The following is a 24554-nucleotide window of genomic DNA, read 5'->3' as shown; positions in this document are numbered from 1 at the left end:
CGAATTGCGCAGATTTTAATATCCACAAATTTTTGCGTCAGTACTGGTCTTTTTAAACCTGCAGCTCTTTTGATCCTGATCAATTGGAATAAAATGGATCATATCCAACCAACTCACTGCGCCATAGGTTCCATTAACACAAGTTAGCCTTATCGTCTGGTATCCCGTAGTTGTAATATCTGCAACACCCAACAAGCGTCCGGCATTATTCTTTGTGCCATTTGGCTGTTCATACGAATATCTTTTATATCCTTGTGCCAACATCAGGTTATCAGAGTTTGGATCACTTAAACTAACTCCAGATGCATCGAGGTAAGAAATCATCGATGCAATATTTGGGAGGGTTTGTTCATTAGCTGTACCTGCATTCATCGTTGCCTGTAAATTTGGAGCCTTGGAACTCTGTGCTCTGTAGCATAGCCAGACCTTATATTTACCTTTTACCAACATGGGTGTTTTAAATTGCACCCAGGTGTGTCTACTAGCAACCTGCCCAAGTTGAATGGCTAAATAATCGTTGTAAGCGGTATAAAATGTTGTTCCTGTTAAAGAACCATCTACAACATAATTTGACGTTGTTGTAGCACTTGGATTTTGAAAAGTAATTCCAGCGCAAAGGCTCTTATTACCAGAGGTATTAATATCAATGGCTTTTCCTAATTGGCGGAAGAATGACGTTTGTGCACGCAATTCAGGTTGATCTCCTAAATCATAATATACAGCCTCTGGATTACGGACCTTAATTTTGAAATATTTTGAGGCGTCATTTAACACTCCATTCCTGCCAGAAACATCGCTAAAATTTCTAATAAGCGGAACCCCGGCTTCCGTAACGTCGTTAAAGGTAACCTCATTTAATATTACATCCTGACCTGTTTTCTTGGTAACAATAACTTCATTCGGCGCAATAGTAGGAAAAGATTCTGCACTCACAAGATCAGCCATATAGTTCGCCCCCGGTAAAACATGATAAGCTACAAACAACCACAAACTATCTGCATGATCTTTAGGATTATTTTTAGTAGAAAGCTTTGCCCTAAGCTGTTCGTAAGTAGTAAAACCCGCTACCCGCAAAGCACTATCACTTTGAGCAATAGCGGTTACAAACCGGCGTGTTGTATCCACATTATTAACAGTATTCAACGTATCGTATAAACCCGTAGCTCTCAGGGCTTGCGTAAAAATAGAATAACGTGAATTATCTGCAATCAGTTGTGCAACCGTTTTTGAAGCTGGAATAAGTACATGGTCCAGAACGTGAATAATTCCATTTCCAGTTCTGATATTTGCCTGTAAAATATTTGATTGCCTGTTAACAGTATATTTTGTAATTCCTCCTGTATTCGAAGCTCCGGTTAGGAGAAATTGGCCATATTCAGTTAGTGGAAGTTTTCCATCTGTAAATTTGGCTGTTGAAATCGTATCCGAGATTAAATGAAATTTAATCAAATCTTTGAGCGCATTTGCATCAATATCTGCAACTGAAGTTTTATTCAAATCTTTCAACCAGCTTTTTACAGCGTCATTTGTCGGGGCAAAAATGGTATAAGAACCGTATGCACCAAGGAAACCAGCCGATCCTGATTTTTTAATTATTTCAGAAAATAAAGAAAACTGTTCAGGATACTGATCTAAATAACCAGTAATATTTACATCACTTGTAGTCGTTAGTGTCATATGTTCTCTTTTACAGCCCATAAGACCAGTAACAAGCATAAATACAAGGCCTATTACTCCGTACATTTTTTTAGTTGTTTTCATAACCTTTATTTTAGTGATTATTTGTAAAAATTATTTTGCTCTAAAGCAGGGTCTGTGTTAATTTCATTTTGATTAATTGGGAAATAGTGGCTATCAACATCCCGATAAATAGCCAACGCAGACTGTTGTCTTGCCGCAGGAACAGCACGTTCAACGACCCTGTTAAAAATCTCATTCAATCTTTGATAGTTATTTCTTTTTGCATTTCTCAACAGATCAAACCAACGCTTACCTTCAAAAGCAAATTCTCTTGCTCTTTCATTCAGGATATAATCTGAGATGCCAGCCGCATCAGATGCATCAGGACTCTCAGCTGTAATTACCGGAGCTGTTGCCCTTTCACGGATTCTCGTTACGATATCTAAAGCATCCTGACCACGATTTACCTGAGCACATGCTTCTGCTTTCATCAATAAGATATCAGCATAGCGGTAGGCAAACCAATGTACATAAGAGGGATTATCAATCGAGTATTTTGTAATTGTAAAAGAAGTAGGATTATATGCGGCATCTTCTCCCCGGATATCCACCATGGGAGTTGGAGACTCATCAGGAGCAAAGAATTCTCCGGAAGTTGCCGGACCAGCTATGAATTTCTTCTTAGATGCAACCAAAAAGGCATTAAATGGATTTGAAGTACCGGAGGCATCAAACTGAAATTCAAAAATGCCTTCTGCTGAGTTTCCATTATAAAACAACTGAGTATACCAGCCACTTGAATGAGGTACAAGTGTAAACTGGCCAGAATTTATCAGTTTATCACATTCTAAAATGCAATTATCATATTGCTCCATCCACAAATAAACATCAGCAAGAATTGCTTGGGTGGTGTATTTTGTAACACGACCTTTATTTGACGCCGGTGTACCATACGTGCTAACAGCATTAAGTTCTGCCTTCTTTAAATCGGTCACAATTTGGGCTAAAATTGCAGCTGCTGGACTTTTTGGCAAATTTTCAAGCTGGGCATCTGAAGAAGTAGATTTCAACTTTAAAGGTACATCTCTAAAAGACCTTACCAGGTAAAAATACATCAAACTTCTAATAGCAAGTGCTTCAGCCAGATAAGCATCCAAACTACTCTGAGTAAAGGTTTTATCATGTGTCAGCACTTGAGGAGCAAAATCAATTACGGTATTACAGTTATTAATTACTCTATAAACTGCAGACCAATTGGTTAATGAATTTGTAGGTAATACGTTAACATTAATAATATCTTGCTCATCGGCATTGATTCCGGCACCAGCTGCAACCATATCGCCTCTAATTTCACCCCAGGTAAACAAGTTATAAATGAGACCGGCATCTAACAATGAGGAGTAACAGCCAATAACGGCAGCTTTGACATCTTCTTTAGTTTTCCAATATTCTTGACGAATAATACCATCCTGTGGCTCCAGGGTCAGGTATTTGCCACAAGAAGAACTGATCAATACAACTACGATCATCAGTATTTTATATATATATGCTTTCATTTTCTTCCTTTTTTAATTAAAATCTAGCCGAAATACCCATTGTAACTGTCTTAATAGGTGGTGTCATAGAGTTGTCAACAGCAACAGAGAAAGGCCCGCTAATTTTTGTGGTAACCTCTGGATCCTGCCCGGTGTATTTAGTTAATGTCAAAATATTTTCAGCTGTCATGTAAACACTAAGGCCTTTTAAATTAATTCGCTTCAACAGGTTCTTACCAAGGTCATATCGAACTGTTACAGTCCTCCATCTTAAAAATGAGGCATCCTCAACATATCTACTTGAACCTAGCCAGTTATAGTTATTAGCAGAGCCATATACTGCTCTTGGAATATCAGTGATATCTCCTTCTGCTTTCCATCTCCTTAATACTGCCGTACTCTGATTATCGTAAGAAGACATGTTGGTGGTTGCCATTTTTGTTCCGTTAATTAAATCATAACCCGTACGGAAACTGAAGAAAGCACTCAATTTTAGGTTTCCATTAAAAGTAATACTTGGTCCAAAACCTCCTGTATATTTAGGATTACTATTCCCCAGGTAGACAATATCTTTATAATCGATACTTCCATCATGGTTAATATCTTCGTATATCGCGTCACCGGCTTGAAACTGATAATTAATAGAGGCATTGTTGGCATAAAATTTCATGTATTTTTTCTGTCCGTTTAGGCCTGTGATATCATTTCCATCTGCATCTTTTGCCACGGTAGACTCAGTAGTGGGATATACGCCTTTGAATTTGAACCCATAAAATGATCCGAAAGGATTTCCAACCTGCAAATATTCTTTGTATGTGCCATTGCTTGTTATTTTCCCGTTATTTTCAGCTGGATACAATGGAGAAATCTCGCGAAGCATATTTTGGTTTTGCGCAATATTAAAAGCAAAATCAACACGCCATTTCTTATTCCTAACCAGTATACTGTTGATACTGAATTCCCAGCCTTGGTTATCCATTGTACCCACATTCATATCTACAGAGCCGAAACCAGTATAAGTTGAAAGTGCCAGGTTCTCGTAAAACAAATCTGTAGTTCTATTTCTATATACTTCCACATCCATGTTTACCCTGTTATTGAACATATTTAAGTTCATACCAAGGTTTTTACCTGTAACGGTTTCCCATCGTAAATTGGTTAACTCCAAATTAGATGATGAAACTCCTGTTTCTCCCAGATAGGTAAAATCATACGTGTTGTAGGTATTGTAAAATCGATAGTCTTTTTTTGGCGCATTACCTGCCTGACCATAACTGGCCCTGAAACTCAAATCGTCGATAAAATTAAACCTTTTCATAAATGGCTCCCCGGATAAACGATAGCGGGCTGATACCGAAGGAAACAATCCATATCTGTTATTGGGTCCGAAACGGGAGTTTCCATCTCCCCGCAATCCCACATTAATTAAATAACGATCCAGGAATCCATATTGCGCACTTATCAATGCCCCAACACTACGTGTCTGCGACAGGGTAGATACAAGTTTTAAATCGCTATTGGCCGTTCTGCCACCGCTACTTACATCAGGAAGCTCAGAGGACGCTGAATTCGCACTCATCTCCTGTTGACTCACATATCGACTGTCATTGCTTTGCAGGGAAAGCAATCCCTGAAATGTATGTTTTTCTCCTAAAGTAGGTGTATACAATAGATTTGTTTTTGTAGTTACAGTGAATTGATCTCCGTCCACATCAGATGCCCTATTGGAGATAGTTTCAGTGATAGGTCTTCCAGTGACAATTTGAGGTAAAAACGTTGTGATTTTTGAATTGTTAATATCAAACTGTACATCTGAAGTCGCAGTCAATACATTTGGAACTACATTGTACTGCACGTTAAAATGGGGTGTCACACGATCTCCCAATTGATAGTTAGACGCTTGTAATGCCATTGAAACAGGGTTGTATGTTCCGCCTAGCACATAGTTGTTACTTCTAAGGTAATAATACGCATAACCTTGAGCAGTTACGGCTGGTGTAAAATAATTAGACGTTAAATTACCGTACTCGTCATATTCATAAATACTCTGGTTAGGCATTTTTATGTAAGCTGCTTGCCTAACACCTAAATCTTTTGAACCAGTATACAATTGATTATTGGCGATGTGTGTGTAGGAAACGTCCGTTCTGAATCGAATACGTTCTGATACCGTATAATCCAAGTTAATCCTTGTGGTGATACGCCCCAGGTCAGTTCCTTTAGTAGTACCCTGCTGGTTGAAATATCCTAAGGAGCCATAATAACGTGCACGCTCTCCTCCACCTGAAATGGAAACGTTATGATCCTGCAGGTAACCTATTCTTGTAATTGCCTTTACCCAATCGGTGTTGTTACTGAAGTTATAATAATTGTACGCGTCGTTTTTGTCATATTGAAACTCTTTTGCAAATTCAGTAGTTGAAAATATTTTCCCTGCGTTATAATACTCTTCGGAAATCAAGGTAGAATATTGATTTCCGTTAAGTAATGGAATGGCGCTGGGTTGTTTAGAATATGAACCTTTAAAAGTATAAGTGATATTTGGCTTACCTATAGATCCTCTTTTTGTTGTGATAATTAATACTCCATTTGAAGCCCTTGACCCCCAAACCGCAGTAGCGGCCGCGTCTTTTAGTACGCTGATATCCTTAATATCAGAAGGCGCAATATTTAGCAATTGAGCATAGTTGTTTTCATCTGAACTGGCAAAATTAAAATCTTCTGGAATTTCTGTTTCGTAAGGCATACCATCAACCACAATGAGTGGATTAGTTGCACCGTTTATGGAGGAAGTTCCGCGAATACGTATCTGCATACCAGCCCCGGGATCTCCCGAAGTAGCTGCAATATCCACACCGGGTAATCTGCCCTGCAACGCCTGGTCTATTGAGGCTGACTGCATTTCTTCGAGTACTTTAGCGTCAATTGTAGCAACAGCAGTGGTCAGGTTACGCTTGTCGATTTTCATTCCAGTTCCGTTGTCTGTATTTTTTTTGCCACCTATCACAATCTCATCAAGCGAATTACTACTGGATTTAAGTGCAATATTGATTACAGTCCTTCCGGCGATAACAATGCCTTTTTGCGTTTCATAACCAATAAAAGAAACCATCATTTTATTAGCGGAATTATTTATCTTAAGTGCAAAGTTACCCTCAATATCTGTAGACACTCCGCCTACCGTACGATTATCTTTATCCACTTCTACAACAGAAGCCCCTATAATGCCTTGTTTATCCTTTGCATCGATTACTTTTCCCCGAATAACCAAGGGCGGCTGAGCCTGGCCAAAGGCATCTCCTGCCAGTATCAAAATAAAAGCAAAAACAAAGTACATGTTCTTGGTAAAAAATCTTTTCATATATCTGCTATTTCAGGATAATTAATAATCAAATTTTAAATAACGATCTAGTTGATGAATCACCGTTCTATTAGATAAGACATTACTATTTGAGATTACCACGTTAGCCAGTGGACTACTGTTTTTCATGTCTTTTACCTGCATACTGTTTAAACTATTCGTGATTGTTACGTAAGTGTCATTACCATTAGAATCCTTATACAAAGTCTTATACAGACCAGCTTTTAAGCCGTCCGGAACTATGGTATTACCTGAAATGATATGGTATTGAATAAACCTATTGATCTTAGCAATGTCGTTTACATTTGTTGGTGCGTAAGTGGGCGCTCCGGTTACAAGATCCCCAGGAAGTACCCCATCTTTAACTGCTTGGACTATCGCGGCATTATTAGGTACAAAAACGGTATAATTAACGCCAAGAGGTACTCCATTAATTTCAAAAGTAGTAGCATTGTAAAGTGAGCTGCCCTTAAGGTACATCGAGAAACTATAGAATGGATCAGTTGAAAGTGTACCTTTTGCTATGATATGCTGGCTGACTTGTTTTGTGGTAAACGAAAGGAACTTGTTCACAAAAAAAGCATAACCATTGCTGGCTTTTCCATCAGTGCTACTTAATGCACTGTTTACCGAGACGTATTGTTTAGTAACATCAGTACTATCCAATGTACCAGATGAATATATTTTCAAATTATCATACTTAATATATTCTCCATTCAACGTCTCGACGATTCCAGCTCCTCCGGAAAGTAAATTACTCATCTCACCATGGGACGCCGGAATGATGGCTTGCTGCAAGACCCTTTTAAAATCTCCATTTGCTGGAATTGTTAGCCGACCAGTAATTGTAGAGGAGGCTAAGTAATTCGGATTGTAGTAATAACCATTTGCGGTTAGCGTCGCATCGCTCATCATAATTAAATTCGCTTTGATCTTAGAGTTTTTCACCGATGTGTACAAACCATATTCATTCAAGAACGTAGAAGTAGTCAAATACGCTGGATTCAAATACGCTTTTCCAAACACTGTAGAAAATACGTCTGCATTTTGAACTTTACTAACACCATAAAACAAACCATTACTCAATAATTTTTTGTCGATAACATCAGAACCCGGGTTAAATTGCGGAACCTCTCCAGTAAGTGCAGCCGTCGCGTTAGAAAACTTGCTAGGCCATACCATGCTTTTATACATATGAGCATTTAAAAAATCAATCAATACCTGTTGATTACTAATAAATAAATCCTTCATAGTTTTACCAGGATAGTATTTCAACAATACATCTCTTTCATAAGCAAGTAACTCTTCATTTCTCGGCACAAACAATGTATAAGCACCTGTTTGAGAATTATTTGCTGCCCCAGCATCTTCTGTAAATGATTCATTATTTGGAGAAAATCCAAGCAATGCGTTGTAATATTTCACATATACTGAATCCGCTTTACCTGACAAGACCTGATAACGATGCGTTGCTTCGTTACTAGGAGAATACGTCACGAAAAGATCAAGCAATTTCTTAAATTCAGTATATTCAGCTTTCGATGCAACATACTGATCAAGTGTCTTCATCGGTTCGATGACATGATCAACCTCGTGTATGACACCATTTTCAGCAACAATGTCTTTATTTTTAACTGAAGCATTAACCACATTAAAGCCTGAATAGGCTGTGTTAGGAAAGAAATAATTATAATCGGTAGCTCCAAGTGCCGCCGCAGACATCGCATTGGATATGAAATAAGTGATATATTTATTGTTGAAATTAGTATATACATACGTACCATTTCCATTTGAAGAGATCACCTTAGCCTTTTTACCATTAACCGTACCGTCGTAAACGAAGTCATAATAGGTGGTACGTCTCCGAAAACCAAGATTTGGCTTCCAACCAGTGGCGGACAGATAATCACCTAAATGGTCTGTTTTATTAGCATCGTATGACAATGCATACCGAATGATATTTGTAGCTGTAGAGTCAGCAAGCTGATCAATACTATTTAATCCCTTTTCCTGGAAGTAAACCTTAAAAGCATCGTCATTTGGCGCAAATAAAGTCCAGAAGCCAGCGGTACTCAAGATTTCCTTATACTGCGCCTTATCAATACAAGCCAATAAAGTAGTAAAATTACCACGAGCTTGTAATTGTTGATAAATGGGATCGGCAAGTCCATCTGGCCGCCCATAATACGCATCAAATTCCTTCTTCCTGCAACTGGCGAAAGCTACAATAAGTGTCAGGATGACAATTAAACGTTTTTTGAAAATTTTATCCATAGCATTTTTCATTGAATAAAAAACACCATCATAACTTGACTGGTAAGTAAAGCAACAAGAAATCTATCATCAATACCTATAGGTACGGCGGTACTGATTCCAAGAAAGAAAGTAGAGGTTTTTACATACAGTTATATTTGGTTATTGACGGTGGTTAACTCGTGTTATTTGGTTAATTGGTTATTTGGTGACTCTATTATTTGGTTATTTAAATTAAAAATAAGTGATCGGCCCGCTGTTGGCAACCTGTGGTGTCCTGTATGCCGCCTCTAAACTACTAAATTTTAAAGCGCTACAACAAATAAATGTACCGAAGACGTTTATTTAAGCGGTTTTAGGTGTATGAGACACAAGTAAAAAAATATTTTTATTTTGATTCCTTCCTGAAGGAAATGCTATTGTACTGTTGATAGTTTTAGGACTCTTGTACATCCTTTTGGTCTGGTTTGGTAACCATAGGTCTTACAGTTGGGTAAAACTTTGACTTCCTTGGAGCGTTATAGGACTATAGTCCTAGCCGAGTCCTATGAAACTCCTATGTAACTCCTGTTTGGTATCCTTTTGTTACGAGCCAGCCCCCACCCAGATCCAGACCAGAATCAAACATGAACCAAAAGTACACAGAAAAACCAAAAAAGCAGCTGATTTGAAAACGTGTGAACGGATTTGACCGGGTTTGACTGGATTTGACCGATCAAATGTCCGACTTGTATATTCATAAATAGCGAAAATCTATTCGTGAACATTACTCATCCTAATTTTACATCCCTGGATATTCATGGTATGACTGTGCTAACCCTACCCCGTATTTACCTGCAACATCAAAAACCACTGGCTTTTTCCTATTTCTCATTTTTATCCTGAATTAAAAACATGGCTTTTGATACATACAAATTGAAATCCTTGACCTTAGCTTTTATTTTTTGGGCTCCTGGCAAATAACTGAACCCCGCCACCGATATATTCTTACCCAAATCGATAACTACCTGATGCGGCTGAGCCCGCTTTTCATGGCTCCACCGGGTTTGCCAGGATGTTGTTGGTTGATTATCCATCAACAGGGTAGCCAATCCATTTTCCTTCTCAAACTCTTCACTGTCGGCATATAGGATTGAACACTCTTCTCTTGGAACTTCCTGTCCTCTTGCATCGATAATCCTCAATTCGGCAATGGATGCTACGGGTGATTGTTCATAGGAGGAAGTACTTTCCAGACAAATGTACCTGCCGGTAACGGGTTTGTCTAACTGAACATTTTGCCAGCCCTCTTTATCTGTTAAAACTCCGGCTTTAACCAATTGATCTTGGCTCAAAACCAATTGTTGCCCAGCTTTTGAATGGAGCAAGGTGGAATCGAGCTGAGTGGCCCAGATCTGATCTTTAACGCCTTTTAATGAACGATTTTTCGGGTTTCCAAGCTCCAGTACCGTGATCTGATTGTTCCCTTTTTTGAGCCAGCATCCCGGGATGTACAGCGTTTGTTGTGGACCAATACTCCAATACCGGCCAATCAGTTTGTCATTTAACCAAAGTAAACCATGATCTAAATTACGGGTATCTAAATAAGTATCTCCAATTTCATTAACCTGAAAACTACCTTTCATCAGTTCAGGATATCCGTCTTTGCGTGCGGATGCTTTAAACGAGCCGAGACGATCTAAAGGGAATTGGTAATGCTGCCATCCTTTCAATGCTTTGCCGTTGAGGTAAACACCTTCAGTTATTCCTTTGCGTTCGTGATCTATTGCCGCACCAAAATTAACCCGGCCCAGAGGCTCAATCCAGATCTCTAACCGGTGCTTACCCGCAGCAGTATTTACTTGCAAAGCAGATTGATTGAGGCGCCTATCTAAAACACCCAACTTTTTACCATCTACATAAATCGTAGCCCGGTCCATCACCCGGGTAATTTTCAGCTCACCTTTCAACTCCCCATCAAAATCATGGGCATATAAAATTAAACCATAGGCCTGATCAAGTGCTTCCATTGGCTGCGGTGTGTCAAAAAAGCGCGGCGCAGGTAAATTATGCTGAAGTGAGGCAAATGGTGTAAGCTTAAACTCCGGTATCGTTATTTTTTGAATGGGCTTTGGCAGTTCAGGAAGCTTAAGCTCCGGATATTTATGCAGGATCACATCTCTGAAAGCAAAAAACTTTTCATTCGGTTCTCCGTTCTCATTTAAAGGTGCATCGTAATCGTAGCTGGTGGTATATGGGGTGAAGTAAGTGTTGCTGCCATTAGCACCCGGAAAAAAGCCGTTGCTGGTTCCACCATGAAACATGTACAGATTCACAGAGATGCCATTGTCTACCATCCATTTGAAGTCGGCCAGTTTTTCCTGGGCAGAGTGCACTTCATGTTTACCACCCCAATAGTCGAACCAACCTGTCCAGAATTCAGAATTGAAACGTGGGCCATTGGGTGCATATCCAGCAAAAGTTTCAAAATTCTTCTTCGCATTTCCCCCAAAGTTTAAGGTCGGTATCACCCCCTCAACATATCCTTTATCGTAATATTTCTTTCCCGCCCAATCGCAATTGAAAAGTGGCACATCCACTCCTGCATCCAGTAAGGTATGTTTAATCGAATTCAGATACGCTTTGTCCGATCCATATTCGCCATACTCATTTTCAACCTGTACCATGAGCACATTACCGCCTTTGGTAATTTGCACGTTTTTAAAAGACTGTACGGCGCGGTTCAGGAACTTTAAGGTGTGTGGCATGTAATTGGGGTCAGAAGAACGCAATACTATATTTTTGTTCTTTAAAAGCCAGGATGGCAAACCACCCAGGTCCCATTCGGCACAGGTATAAGGGCCAGGGCGGATAATTACCCACAATCCTTCTTCGGCAGCTTCTTTACAAAACTCGGCAATATCCAGGTTATCCTTGAAATCATACCTGCCTTGAACCGGCTCATGCGCATTCCAGAACATATAGGTGCAAATGGTATTTAAGCCCATTGCCCTTGCCTTTTTTAAGCGGTCACGCCAGTAAGCACGTGGAACCCGCGCGTAATGCATTTCGCCGGAAATAATTTGAAATGGCTTCCCATCGAGCATGAAGTTATTTTTGTCAATGGTAAAGGTATGCTTTGCTTGCGCAGTTACATCCTGCAACGAAATCAGCGTTAAAACTGATGCCAAAAGGTATTGCTTAATCTTCATATGTTTTTTGTGGAAGGACCTGAATTTAGATTTGAGATACTCTTGTTTAGGGCTATTTTACCTTAACTGGTTTAAGCTTTTCAAACACATTCACGGGTAAGATAGTCCCTTCAGCATCAAAGCGCATGGTGGAAATGCAGGTTTCCCTGTTGTAGCCATCACCTCCCGGTATCTTAAAACGGTGATAGGCGATATACCATTCGTCCTTTCCCGGAACCTGCACTACAGAATGGTGCCCTGCGCCTTTTACCACGCCTTTACCTTTGAGTACCGGGTAACCGGTTGCTTTTTTAAATGGCCCGATAGGTGATGTTGAGGTCGCGTAGGCAATAGAATAGCGTGGGTCACGGGTATCGTACTCCGACCACATTAAATAATAAAGGCCTTTTCTCTTGATCATAAAGGGTCCTTCATTATATCCAGTTGGTTTGAAAGAAACAATTTTAGCGGTATCACAGGAAACCATATCCTCATTCAACTTCACGACATTGCATTGCCCTTGTCCCCAATACATGTAGGCTGATCCATCATCATCCACGAATACCATCGGATCAATCATCTGTCCTTTTTTTGCACCTCTGGCAATCAGTGGTTTTTGAATTGGATCTGTAAAAGGGCCTGTCGGTTTATCGGATACGCCTACACCTATATTTACATTGGCTGAGTAATAGTAATAGTATTTTCCATTTTTAAATGCAATGGTTGGAGCCCAGGCACGTTCTTTAGCCCAGGTTAGATCACGGGGTAAATCCAATATTACGCCTTCATTTTTCCAATTGACCAGGTTATCTGAGGACCAGCAAGTAAAACTTGTCGACAACCAGCCTTCGGTACCGTCTGTAGTTGGGTACAGGTAAAACTTCTTACCGAAAACGGCAATATTAGGATCGGCATACACGCCTGGCAAGACTGCTGCCGGAGCATTCAAAGTATCTACTTTTTGGGCCTTAATCAACGATGATATGCCTAAAGACAATAAAAGGGTCAGGCCTATTGACCTCATTTTGTTCATTTCCATATTTTAAATACCCGGTTTAATTTGGTTCCTAACAAAACTAAATAATAAACGTTAAAATAACGATTGATTATTCCTGCTCATTTTTATTTATTTAAGTATTTTATTTTACAAAAGGAACAAAAAGCAAAAGGCCATATCGTGTTGCATGATACGGCCTTTTAATCATTTAAAAATATTTACAAATATGGTGTAATGGTCACTGGCCCAATCAGACCGGATGGCATTACGGCCCAATTCGCTGCATCAAATGGTTTATAGTTAATATTCACAAAATTGATCTCATGGTAATTCCTCCACTGGATCTTTTTCTGATCCATATAACGGATTCGATTGGCCATAAGGTTAACCACTTCAACTTTGATGATATTGTTACCTGCTTTCAGGTATTTACCCACACGTGCCTGGAATGGGATGCTCCATAGGATACCTACTTCCTGCCCATTGATCCAAACCCGGGCACTTTCATCCACCTGATTCAAGTTCAACACATATTCCTTTGCAGTTTTCGCATTCAACGTAAAATTACTGGTGTATACACCAGTTCCGGAAAAGTCCTGCAGTCTAGGGTCTGCCAGGCTTGTCCAGGAAACCAATTTATTCAGTTTTTGTGCTGCTGGTAATTCCGGGCCACCTGTAGTAAAGTTCAAGGTCCAGGCATTGTTCAAATCAATTTGTTTGGCTGCTTTATTTAAGTAAGTCCAGTTAGCAGTCCCAGCAGGCATCTTTTCTAAAACTTTCAAAATCATAGCTTCGCCAGAGCGCATTTGCAAACGAACCATCAGTTGTCCGTCTTTAACGCTGCTTGCGCCAAGTCCGGATGCACCGCTTTGCGGATCCATCAACACTACGCTGCCATTTGCATTGATCGGCAAGGTTGCATCCACATCTTTAGCCGTATGGTTTACGATGTAATAATACTTACCACCAGCAAAACTGCGGCGGATAAATTGTAAACCAGTGTCTGCAATGGCTTCGCGTTTCACAGCACGATAGGCTAAAGCTTTTTCTACATCAGTAGCCAACAAAATTACACCCTGACCAGTTTTAAACTGTTTAACACCATTACCCGCATCAGCAAAGCTTAACTTAGCCAATAATGCCTTTAACTCAGCCCTGCGTTCTTCGAGTTTGTTTAACCCAGGAACATCTTTTGGCAATTGCTGGAAGATTACGGTGGCTCCCTCATTAGCCAGTTGAATGGCTTTAGTAAGCGTTTCTACACTAATCATGGTACATTCTGGAATGATCAGCACTTGGTATGGCGATGCATTGCCAGCAGTATTGATCAAACCATTTTGCCCAGCAGATTGTGCCAGCAAACGGTCCGACGCAAAATCAAAAGAATAACCTGATTTCGCCAGGTTTTTCGACAACTTGTAAAAAGCAGTTGGATGTAACCACTCATCAATATTATGTACCTTAATGGCCATATCCATTCCTTTTGCACGGTTCCATACGTCATATACCGGCCAGTAAATGAGCAATTCATTGTCTGCTTTTCCAGATTGAAGAACGGACTGGCACCGAGTCAGATAGCTGTTCATGCCATTAACCTGTGGCCATAAACTGTTGTTCGGATTCAATTCAACAGAAGCGTAAAACAACCAGCCTGGCCATACCGCATCTGCAGGAGAATTGGTTGTACCATGGAAAAAGATGTGATTGACACCCGCAAGGAACAATTGCTCTGCTTCTGGTTTACATTGCGAGAAGGAGGTTTTAAAATGTTCGGTAAGCCAGGTAAAAGTTTCGGAAGACACCAGGTTTTTACCGCCTGTATGTGCTGCTGATGAGGCAAATTTCGACATCATCGGATCCGGGTCCACATTCCTTACATCTGCACTATCCCGGCGAAGACCTGGGATTGGGAAATGACTGGAACCAAAAGTTTCCGTTTCCGGAATCCCCACCGCTCCATACAGGTCTAATAAATTACCGGGAGAACCATGAGATTGATTCTTGGTGATTGATCCATATTTGTTCGCCCAGTTGGTCCAGTTGTGTGTGAAATTGTCCAGCAACAGATCGCTCATTGTTTCTCTGTAATCTGATTTCAAACGGGCTACATTTTCACTGGCCGAATCTTTACCCACCAATTCCTGTAAATGTTTCTTCAGATCGTAACCCCTGTTTTTTTGGAATTCTTCAAAGAAGGTAGGTGTCCAGTTGGCACCATACACTTCATAACTGTCATTGAAAAACGCCCGTACGCCTTGCGGTTTGCCATCAAAAGCCTTATCGAAACGACTCAGGTAGTTTGTTACGGCATTTTTATCCAAATGGTCCAGCGTTAAGCCCTGTCCACCCGGTGCAGCGCGTTTTACTTCCTGACGGGTTTTACCTGCAAAAGCAGCGTATACCTGCCAGTTTCCATTGCCTGCGGTCCAATTGAGTATACCATTGGCATCAACCTGACCCGATAAATCCAATACCTCTCCATTGCTGCCGTAAGCAGTTACTGCCTGTAATTTTGCCGCATCCTGTTTGGCTTCTTTGACTTTAATGGCTTCAGTTAGCTTCTGACCGGCTTTGACGTCGTATTGTTGTACAATAAGTTTGGTCGCTGCATGCTCAGGTTTAACCAGTGGGCCACCAAATGGCCAACCTGTGCCTGTATTCATGTCCACACCCATACCTAAAGCATTTGATTTTTGCACCGTATAATGCAACATATCCATCCATTTCGGTGATAAGAAATCGATATATCGTTTCTCAAATCCTACAGCACCATAAATGGGGGTAATTTCTACCCCGCCAATACCAGCCTGCTGGTACTGAGTCAATACCTTACTGATATTGCTTTCATCTACGGCATTCCCCATCCACCACCATCGGGTCCAGGGTTTCATTTGCTGCTCTACTGCCGGCCAGGGCCCTGCAGTTTTTGCTTTATTTTGCGCCAGGGCCACATTCCATAGGCATAAGCCCAGGCTCAAGGCCGTTAGCGTTGATTTTATCTTCATCATCTATTTCAGGTGAAACACCTGCTCCAACTTTATACTCACCGGCGAATTGTCCGGATTTGTTTCCATAATATCGGCCATATAAGCCCACCACTTTTGCACAATCTCTGTAGTCCCCAGATCCTGAGAGGAAGCTCCATCCTGTTGCTGAACAGCAAACAAAGTATTGGTTTCTTCATCCAGAAAGATAGAATAATCGCTTATACCATTACTGGTTAACAGGGAAGCCAGCTCGGGCCATATTTCGTCATGTCTTTTTTGATACTCCGCTTTAGCACCTGCTTTCAGCTTCATTTTAAATGCAATTTTAGCCATGTTTTCGTTGTTTGGAATAAAATATATCTGTGGTGTTGGTTGAGCAAACTATCGCTTCATTTTATAGACCTCTGTTCCTGCAAGTAAGTAACAGCCCAGTCCGTAATCTTCAAAATCAGGCATACTGGTATAACTTACCGGCTGGCCATCTTTTGGTTCCTTACCAGTGCCCTGCATATAACCCAGGAAGCCATTTTTATGAACAGCGTCCTTAGCCATGGCATTCCACGCTTTGGCAATAATCGGGGTATAGACTTTTTTGTCCAGGATTCCCTGGTTTACGCCCCAGGCCATGCCATATACAAATAAAGCAGTACCTGAAGTTTCTTTACCACCAAAATGCGTAGCATCGTGTAAACTTACATTCCAGAAACCGTCAGCTCGCTGAATAGGTACCAGGGCCTTGATCATTTCGTGATAGGTTTTCAGATATTCGTCTCTATGCGGGCCGTTTTTAGGCATAATTTCTAAGGTTTTTACCAAAGCTGCAACCACCCATCCGTTACCGCGCGACCAATAGCAATCCTCGCCATTTGGTTCTTTATACGGTGGCACAAAGTCTTTATCTCTCCACCACAAGCCATCTTTGGCATTGTATAAACCACCACCTTCAACATTTTTAGAATGCATGTACATTTTATACATATATTCGTAGTAAGCATTGTCATTGTATAAAACACCCAATTTTGCAAAAACAGGCATTCCCATTTGCAAAGCATCAATCCAGGTCCAATCGTCCACTTTTCCTGACTTCATCATCAGATCCATTGATTCCTTGATATCTTTGATGCGCTCTGGTTTTTTATCGATGTTATACAAATCAATATAGGTTTGTCCGCAGGCCTGGTTATCTGCATTACGCGTACTCACACCATCTCTTAGACCCCATTTATGTTTCTCGCCCCATTGTACGGCATAATCATAGTAAGCTTTATCCGATTTGATCTGATACAAACTCATCAGTCCTTCATAATAAACCGCACGCGTCCAGATGTTACTTGGACGTTCGCGATTGGTGATGATCGATTTACCCGCGTCAGGCCATTTATTCATAAAATAAGCATTGGTCAGTTCCAATGACTTTAAAACATTCTTCTTTGAGGGGATATTTTGGGCGACTGCCAATTGTGTCCCTAATCCAAATAGTGCTAATGCAATACCAATCTTCTTTCTCATAAGCTATATATTCATTAATGTGTGTTGCGTATTAAAATTATTTAGGTTTGTTGTTATTGGGTTTATTTTCGCTTGCTTTAGGCTTCAACTCATCCGGGCTATCTTTGGTATAAGTATCGAACCTTTCTTTAGATCCGGTTTCAAACAGATCTTTGACCACGCCATAATCTACACTAAATTTAGGTGCGAATTTGTCCGACTGCATGTAACGTTGTAAACTGAAAAACAATTGTTTTGAAACTGGCGATTCTTCCTTACCGGGTTTTAGATCGGCACTGGAAACGATCAACTTCCCCTTACCTACTTTGGCTTCAAAGATCATTGCCAGACGGCGGTTTAAAAACCAGGTATCGATAGGCTGTACAATCGGCCTGAATCCTTTAGGAAAATCCTCCAGGTTCATCACCTGGGTTTTGTTTACAATTTCCCACCATTGCATATCGCTATGATCTGCAGTTGGAAAGTTCTCAAAGGCAGGATGTTTGGGATCAACCACAAAACCTAAAGTATGTGGCGGACGCATTTTGAACCAGGATGTATTCCAGAAAACAGGTAAAAAGGTTTGTACCACCTCTTTTCCTTTGACTACTTTACCCGCTGCATTTAAGAAGACATTACCACCCTCATCCAAAATTTTCTTCGCCTGCTCGTCCAATGATGTACAATAGTAAAAGCTGGTTTTAAACTGTGGCAGCTCTGCTGGATATACCCAGAAATCCCAGTCGTTGGCAAATGTAGTTCCATCGATGCTGACCTCTAGTTTGAAATGACTGGCTTTTTGTATAGCTGTTAAAGGGAATTTGATATCGCCAATTTGAATGCAGTTGGTAACAGCAAGTGTTTTAGGTTCAAAATTCCCTTTGGCGATGATGTTTCCCTCATCTCCCTTGATTGTCCAGGATAATCTCGCATTTTGGATCGGCGCTTTTCCATAATGGGCCACTTCAATCCCGGCTTCAAAACTTTCATTGCTTTGGAACACGAATTTTGAAATGCGGGCTAAAGGCACTGTGCTGTTGCAGAAACGGTTAAATTCTTTTGCTGAAATGTATCCTTTCTCATCCCAAAAGGCATCCAGTACGCCAACCAGTGCGGTACCCTGACCAGGATAATCATTTAAAGACAACAATTGGAAACCACTGTAATTTGGTGTACGCAATGCTTTCTCTATTTCATTCTTATAACATAGTGCCTGCAATTTACCTGAGGCCATTAAAAAGGCGTCAGCCTGGTCGCCCATGTCATGATCTTTCAGATCTTCCTCAAACAACTCGAAGTTACGGGCGCGGTAAACCCCAGTGTATTTTTTGATCTCTTTAAAATTCGGGAATACGCAGTACTGTCCCATCTCATGTGCTACAAAGGGTACGGAGAATTGCTCAATTTGTTTGGCATAAGTAGACATGCTTTCGGGTCTGCGTCCCCAGTCGAGTCCACGTGCGCCAGCCCTAACCATAAATTCATTGTTCGGAATCACGGGCCAGCTGCCACCCACAGATGCACCGGTATATAATCTTCTGGAATCTTTAGCTTTCCAGTAATTGTTAAATTTAGTCAGGTACTCTACCTGCCGTCCTCTGGGTTCATTGCCATAAGCCAACATACAAAACGAAGCATAATTGCCGTAGTTTTTCGAGATTCGGTTGGTTTCATCATAAATAAACTGATCAATGGGTTTACCATCGCCTATAGACGAGCCATGATTGGCCCAGCTTGGCCCTTCTGGCTGCAGGTAAAAGCCGATCTGATCTGCCGCAATAAACGCCGCTTCTGGCGGGCACCAGGAGTGAAAACGCATGTGATTTAAACCATGAGCACGCGAAATTCTAAATATCCGCAACCAGGATTCCAGATCCATAGCGGGATACCCAGTTAAGGGAAACTCGCAATTGTTGACGGTACCACGTAAAAAGACCGGGCGACCGTTAATTTCAAAGTGCCTGCCGACTGCTTTAAATTCGCGCATGCCAAACTGTACTTGCTTTTCATCCTTTTTTCCATCTTTTGTAGTTAAAGATGCCTTTAAGCGATATAAAGCAGGATCAAATTCATCCCAGGTGACAATGCGATCGCCCATAGGCAAATTGACATCTACAGAACCTGCACCATTGCTGATGTTGAAAGCAATGTTTACCGGCTTTACTTTTAAAATGGTACTGGTATTGAAGGAAACCGCTGAAAGTGTAATTTGACCAGCAGTACTTACACCGTTTGGGGATTTCAACTGGATCTTTACTTTAGCAGATTTACTTTTCAGATCCGGATAGACCTGCAGATCTTCAATATAAATTGCCGCCCCTGCAGTTAAGTCCATTTTACCCACTACCCCATTCCAGTTGCCCTGGGTATGGTCTGTTAAACTGTGTGAATCCTGCCCTACATTAATCGCTTTGATGCTGTTATCGATGCGGAGTGTAAGGATGTGTTTACCCGGTTTCAGGTTGGCCGGAAGTTCAAATTGCTGTGCCACCACAAAAGTATATTGCGGTTTACCGATCTCCACATCATCCAGCCACAGCCTGGTTTCAGAATGCGGATATTCCAGCGATACAACTGTTCGCTGACCTTTCCAGTTTGCAGGAATATTGATTTCCTTTTGATACCAGGCAGCCCCGGTATAATGTTTTGCAGGAGTTAACCAGAAGGGAATTTTGATATTTCCTTCGGCCCGGTATTTAGCCAAACGTGGATTATAATACCAGGAGCTATCGTATATACTGCCTGTCCATTTTGTTTTCAGGGTAATTTCATCCCCCTTCAGATTTTCGGCCATGGAGCCCGGTAAATTCACCGTTTCTGGCAATACCGTTGTAAACCACTTGTCTTTTACGCCCAAATCACTGGCATCCATTTTAAATCTCCATTTTCCTTTTAAAGAAATGGTTTGCTGCGCTTTTAAAGCTCCGGAAAGTACAAGAAGAAAGGAAAGACTTAAAACAAGCCCCCTGATGAATTTGGATAATGTAAAATGCATACGCTTAAAAACAGGAGTATATAATCACTGTTAAATTTGGTTCAAGCCACTAGTATACCATTAATCGGGCGAACAGGCAACCTGTAGTATCCTGCTATTGCTTGACAAATTTATTCAAGCCACAGGTTTTCAAAGCTTTTAAGCCTTCTACAACTGAGGCCGCATTTACTTTAGCACCTGCCTCATTGGTGTGGGTATGGTCGGTTTCCGTAAAAAAAGAATTTACCTTTTCTGCACCCAGCTTTTGATACTTGTCTTTGATGATTTGATTCAAATCGATAAAACCTACGTTTTCAGCTTTGGCTACCTGCTCTGCCCAACCCGCATAGCTATCTACAGCCAGGGTTAAGACCCCATTTTTTACCGGGTTGCGTGGTATTGGAGAACACACAATCGGAGTTGCTCCTTTAGCCTTGGCTTCATTGATAAATTTACGCAGGTACCAACCATAGGTATATACAATTTCCTGTTTCTTCGTGATGGGGTTATATATTTCTTTACTTTCTGTCCCAATGCCTTTAATGGTACCACGCGCACGTGCGGTGTCGTCTAACGGACTGCCATCATTGTGTCCAAATTGCATGATCACATAATCACCAGGTTTTATTTTAACCAATACACTATCCCAAAGCCCCTTGCTGGTAAAGGTACGGGTGCTCGTCCCGCCCAAAGCATGGTTTTCGATATTAATTTTGCTCAGGTTAAAAAAATCAGACAGGTAACTGCCCCAACCCCATAGTGAGCCATCTCCCTTTCCTTTGCCATTTTTTACGGTTGAATCTCCGATTAGAAACAAGGTTGGTTTTTCACCTACCTTAATGACCGCACAGGACGCGAGTACTGCAAATGCAAAGATTAAAGCCAGACTCAGGTATTTTCTATTTGATTTCATTTGTATGTTTTTGTTGTTTTTATTTGATCAGGTATTTTTATCCAGTCTTCAGAATGCTACGCAGTTTATTTAAGGATGAAGGACATAATTTAACGCAGATACTGCGCTAAGGGACATCCCTTTAAATCTTTTATCCCTTCAGTGACCGACAAAGCGTTCAGCTTAGCCCCTTCCAGATTGGTATGTGTATGGTCTCCCGGGAAGAACGCTTTGACTTTTTCAGGGCCCATGGCATCGTATTTATCAGCTACGATACGGTTCAGGTCAACAAAGTAAACCTGCTCCTGAGTTGCAACCTCTGAGGCCCATTTCCCAAAATCCTTATCCGCCCGCAATACCTTACCATCTTTAAACTGATTTCTTGGGATCATCGAAACCAGGATTGGCATGGCGCCTTTAGCCTTAGCTTCGCGCACAAATTTACGCAGGTACCAGCCATAGGTATGTACCGTCTCCACTTTTCCATCAGGCCAGGTCAGCACTTTTGTTTCTTCTCCGGTACCTCTCAACACGCCGCGTCTACCGGCTTTTGTGGTATCGGGAGCACTGCCATCATTGTGTCCAAATTGCATCGTTACAAAATCACCTGGTTTCAAAGTTTCCAATACCTTATCCCAACGACCTTCCGACAGGAATGTTCGGGTACTTCGTCCTGCCATGGCGTTATTTTCTACATGGATCCGTGTGGTGTCAAAAAGATCGGCAATCGGTGTTCCCCAACCCCAGGTTTCTTTATTCGCGTTGCGCACGGTAGAATCACCGATGGTATGCAATGCAGGCTTATCCTGCTTTCTGAAAGCAAAAATAACGGCCATCACCAACAGGCCTAATAATATGATATCTTTTCTCAATTTATTTGATATTTAAAGTTACACTTCCTTCTTTAAGTCCGGCCGAACTGGCTTTGACCTCTATCTTACCAGAACCAGCTTTAGCAGCAATAATGGCCTGACAAAGCCCATTGAAACTCAACCTGTTTTTCGCTTTATATTTCTCATGACTAATAATGTTACCATTATCTACCGCTATAATTTCGGCATTTGCAGAACTGCTGAAGGTAATCATTTTAGATGCATTCGGACAAAGTACACCATCCGCATCTACCACTTTTGCTTTGAGATACACCACATCGTCCCAGTTGTTGGAAATGGTATTCTGCTCTGCTTCCAGGACGATTTGTGCAGGTTCTCCGGCAGTTTTATGAAGCTCCGAAGCCACTTCTTTACCATTGTTTTTACCCACTGCGCGGATTGTACCTTTTTCGAAGCTAACCTCCCAGGCACGTGGACTGTCATTCTTAGGTTTAGTTTTGCTGCCTAGGGAAATATCGTTCAAAAACAGTTCAACTTCATCACAATTGCTATACACTTCCACTTTGGCTACATCATAAGTATCAAAATCTGTCGGTGTCCAATTGCTCACCCAATTTCCCGCACCAGCATTCTCTTCTTTACGCACAATATGAACTACCGGTTTATTGCTCCACCAGCTTTGGCGTTGCAAGCCTTCAGGATTCCAGTTTCCACTATGGTCAAACAAACCCTGGTTATTGGCAATTTGCGGCCAGTCTGCCTCTCCAAGATAGTTAAAGCCTGTCCATAAAAACTGTCCGGCCATGTATGGTTTATCTCTTAAAATTAACCAGGTGGCTAATGTATGTCCGTTTTCTGTACCTAAGGCTTTGGTTTCCGGATGTGCCTCATGAAAGGCTACAAGTTCTGTTTCCCGATAGTTTTGTCCAACAATATCCATCGTTTGTGCAAAACCATTGGTATATACTTTAGATGAAGACGGGCGGAACAAGGCCATTGTCACCGGGGTGCCGGGACTCAGCTCATGAATCAGATCCTGCAGGTCTTTATATTTTTTAAACCCCTCCGGACTATCCAGGTTATCGCGGATTTCATTACCTACGCTATAAACTACAATTGAAGGATGGTTCCGGTCTCTCAACACCAGATCACGGGTATCTCTCTCCCACCAATCTTTAAAATGTAAGTTATAACCTTTCTCGCCATTATTTTTGATGGCAGTCCAGGTATCAAAGGTTTCATTCATGACCAGAAACCCCATTTGATCACAAAGCTCCAGAAAATCTGGCGCCATTGGATTGTGGCCAACACGAATGGCATTGACACCAACTTCTTTCAATAACCTGAACCTTCTTTCCCAGGCTTTCAATGGTACTGCAGAGCCCAGGGCTCCTGCATCGTGATGTAAACAAACACCTTTTAACTTCAAATTTTTACCATTCAGCCAAAATCCAGAAGCTGCTTCAAACTTAAAAGTACGTATCCCGAAGGTATTCAACTGATCATCCAGCAACTGGTTGCCCAGCTTAATTTTGGTTAGTGTTTGGTACAATACCGGCTCATCAGCGCTCCATAATTTTGGATTGGCCACTTCAAGATCCTGATTTAACTGTATATTTTTGCCAGCGCCAATATCCTGTTTACTTTGGCTCGTAGCCACCGTTTTTCCTGAAGGATCAATAACTGAGGTTTCTAAAATCACCTGACTGGCCTTAGCGGATTCATTAACTACGCTTGTCTGTACCTTAACCAGTGCTTTCTGGGCACTCACTTCCGGCGTACGGATATAAACGCCCCAATGAGCGATATGGGTTGGATCGGTAGCGACTAAGCGCACATGTCTGTAAATACCAGCACCGGCATAATATCTTGAAGCAGGCTGTACCGAGTTATCGGCCTTTACCGCAATCACATTCGTTTTACCCTGACCAAAATTTAGGTATTTTGTCAAATTGTAATTAAAACTGATGTAACCAAAAGGCCTTTTCCCAAGCTGATGTCCGTTGATCCAAACCTCACTATTGCCCATTACACCATCAAATTGAATGGAAACTTTCTTTTTAGACCAGCTTTGATCTAAAGTAAAAGATTTACGGTACCAACCGATACCGGCGGGTAAATAGCCACCACCACGGCCGGTAGGATTTGCTTTATCATAATTACCCTCAATACTCCAATCGTGTGGAACATCCAGTTTACGCCATTTTGAATCGTTAAAAGCAACCTGTTCCGCTCCGGATGCATCTTCCTGAATAAAAGACCAGTTTTTATCGAAATTCTGAACTGCACGAACCTGTTCTTTTGCTGTTTGTGCAAATACAAACTGATGCATGCAGAGCAATGCCAAGATCAGTTTTCCTATTTTCATTTTAACCTTCATATAT

General features: G+C 41.2%; 13 protein-coding genes. All 13 read right to left on the bottom strand.

Annotated features, from left to right (window positions below; translation table 11 throughout):
* Positions 1 to 15 precede the first annotated feature (15 nt).
* The 13 genes from IM797_RS10625 to IM797_RS10565 all read right to left on the bottom strand — a co-directional run bounded on the left by IM797_RS10625 (position 16) and on the right by IM797_RS10565 (position 24538).
* On the bottom strand, positions 16 to 1761 hold the full coding sequence (locus IM797_RS10625; RefSeq protein WP_194127082.1) for a fasciclin domain-containing protein: 1746 nt from the start codon (positions 1759 to 1761) through the stop codon (positions 16 to 18).
* Between the two features lie 17 nt (positions 1762 to 1778).
* Positions 1779 to 3194 carry a RagB/SusD family nutrient uptake outer membrane protein gene (locus tag IM797_RS10620; protein ID WP_228098796.1) on the bottom strand — a complete coding sequence of 472 codons (1416 nt, stop codon included), beginning with the start codon at positions 3192 to 3194 and terminating at the stop codon, positions 1779 to 1781.
* A gap of 58 nt (positions 3195 to 3252) precedes the next feature.
* Positions 3253 to 6576, bottom strand: a complete 3324-nt coding sequence (locus tag IM797_RS10615) for a SusC/RagA family TonB-linked outer membrane protein (RefSeq protein ID WP_194127080.1) — start codon at positions 6574 to 6576, stop codon at positions 3253 to 3255.
* A gap of 21 nt (positions 6577 to 6597) precedes the next feature.
* The gene (locus IM797_RS10610; RefSeq protein ID WP_194127079.1) at positions 6598 to 8850 is read right to left on the bottom strand and encodes a fasciclin domain-containing protein; all 2253 of its coding nucleotides are present in this window, start codon (positions 8848 to 8850) and stop codon (positions 6598 to 6600) included.
* Positions 8851 to 9692: 842 nt separating this feature from the next.
* Positions 9693 to 12020 (bottom strand): beta-galactosidase, encoded by a 2328-nt coding sequence (locus IM797_RS10605; protein ID WP_194127078.1) that lies wholly within the window; start codon positions 12018 to 12020, stop codon positions 9693 to 9695.
* Between the two features lie 52 nt (positions 12021 to 12072).
* Positions 12073 to 13038: a family 43 glycosylhydrolase gene (locus tag IM797_RS10600; protein WP_194127077.1), complete on the bottom strand. Its 966-nt coding sequence runs from the start codon at positions 13036 to 13038 to the stop codon at positions 12073 to 12075.
* Positions 13039 to 13214: 176 nt separating this feature from the next.
* Positions 13215 to 16004, bottom strand: coding sequence for a glycosyl hydrolase (locus tag IM797_RS10595; RefSeq protein ID WP_228098795.1), 2790 nt, complete (start codon positions 16002 to 16004; stop codon positions 13215 to 13217).
* Positions 16005 to 16316: an L-rhamnose mutarotase gene (gene rhaM, locus IM797_RS10590; protein ID WP_194127076.1), complete on the bottom strand. Its 312-nt coding sequence runs from the start codon at positions 16314 to 16316 to the stop codon at positions 16005 to 16007. It lies immediately after the preceding gene.
* A 48-nt stretch (positions 16317 to 16364) separates the two neighbouring features.
* Positions 16365 to 17492: a glycoside hydrolase family 88 protein gene (locus IM797_RS10585; RefSeq protein WP_194127075.1), complete on the bottom strand. Its 1128-nt coding sequence runs from the start codon at positions 17490 to 17492 to the stop codon at positions 16365 to 16367.
* Positions 17493 to 17529: 37 nt separating this feature from the next.
* A complete protein-coding gene (locus IM797_RS10580; protein ID WP_194127074.1) occupies positions 17530 to 20466 on the bottom strand; it encodes a sugar-binding domain-containing protein in 2937 nt (978 codons plus the stop codon).
* Positions 20467 to 20560: 94 nt separating this feature from the next.
* Entirely contained in the window at positions 20561 to 21358 is a 798-nt protein-coding gene (locus IM797_RS10575; RefSeq protein WP_194127073.1) for a rhamnogalacturonan acetylesterase, read from the bottom strand.
* A gap of 89 nt (positions 21359 to 21447) precedes the next feature.
* Entirely contained in the window at positions 21448 to 22209 is a 762-nt protein-coding gene (locus IM797_RS10570; protein WP_228098794.1) for a rhamnogalacturonan acetylesterase, read from the bottom strand.
* A 1-nt stretch (position 22210) separates the two neighbouring features.
* Positions 22211 to 24538 carry a sugar-binding domain-containing protein gene (locus IM797_RS10565; RefSeq protein WP_194127072.1) on the bottom strand — a complete coding sequence of 776 codons (2328 nt, stop codon included), beginning with the start codon at positions 24536 to 24538 and terminating at the stop codon, positions 22211 to 22213.
* Between the last annotated feature and the right edge of the window lie 16 nt (positions 24539 to 24554).

It is taken from the genome of Pedobacter sp. MC2016-24, assembly GCF_015223055.1.
In the GTDB taxonomy this organism is placed as follows: Bacteria; Bacteroidota; Bacteroidia; order Sphingobacteriales; family Sphingobacteriaceae; genus Pedobacter.
This window is presented reverse-complemented; position numbering and strand designations above follow the sequence as displayed.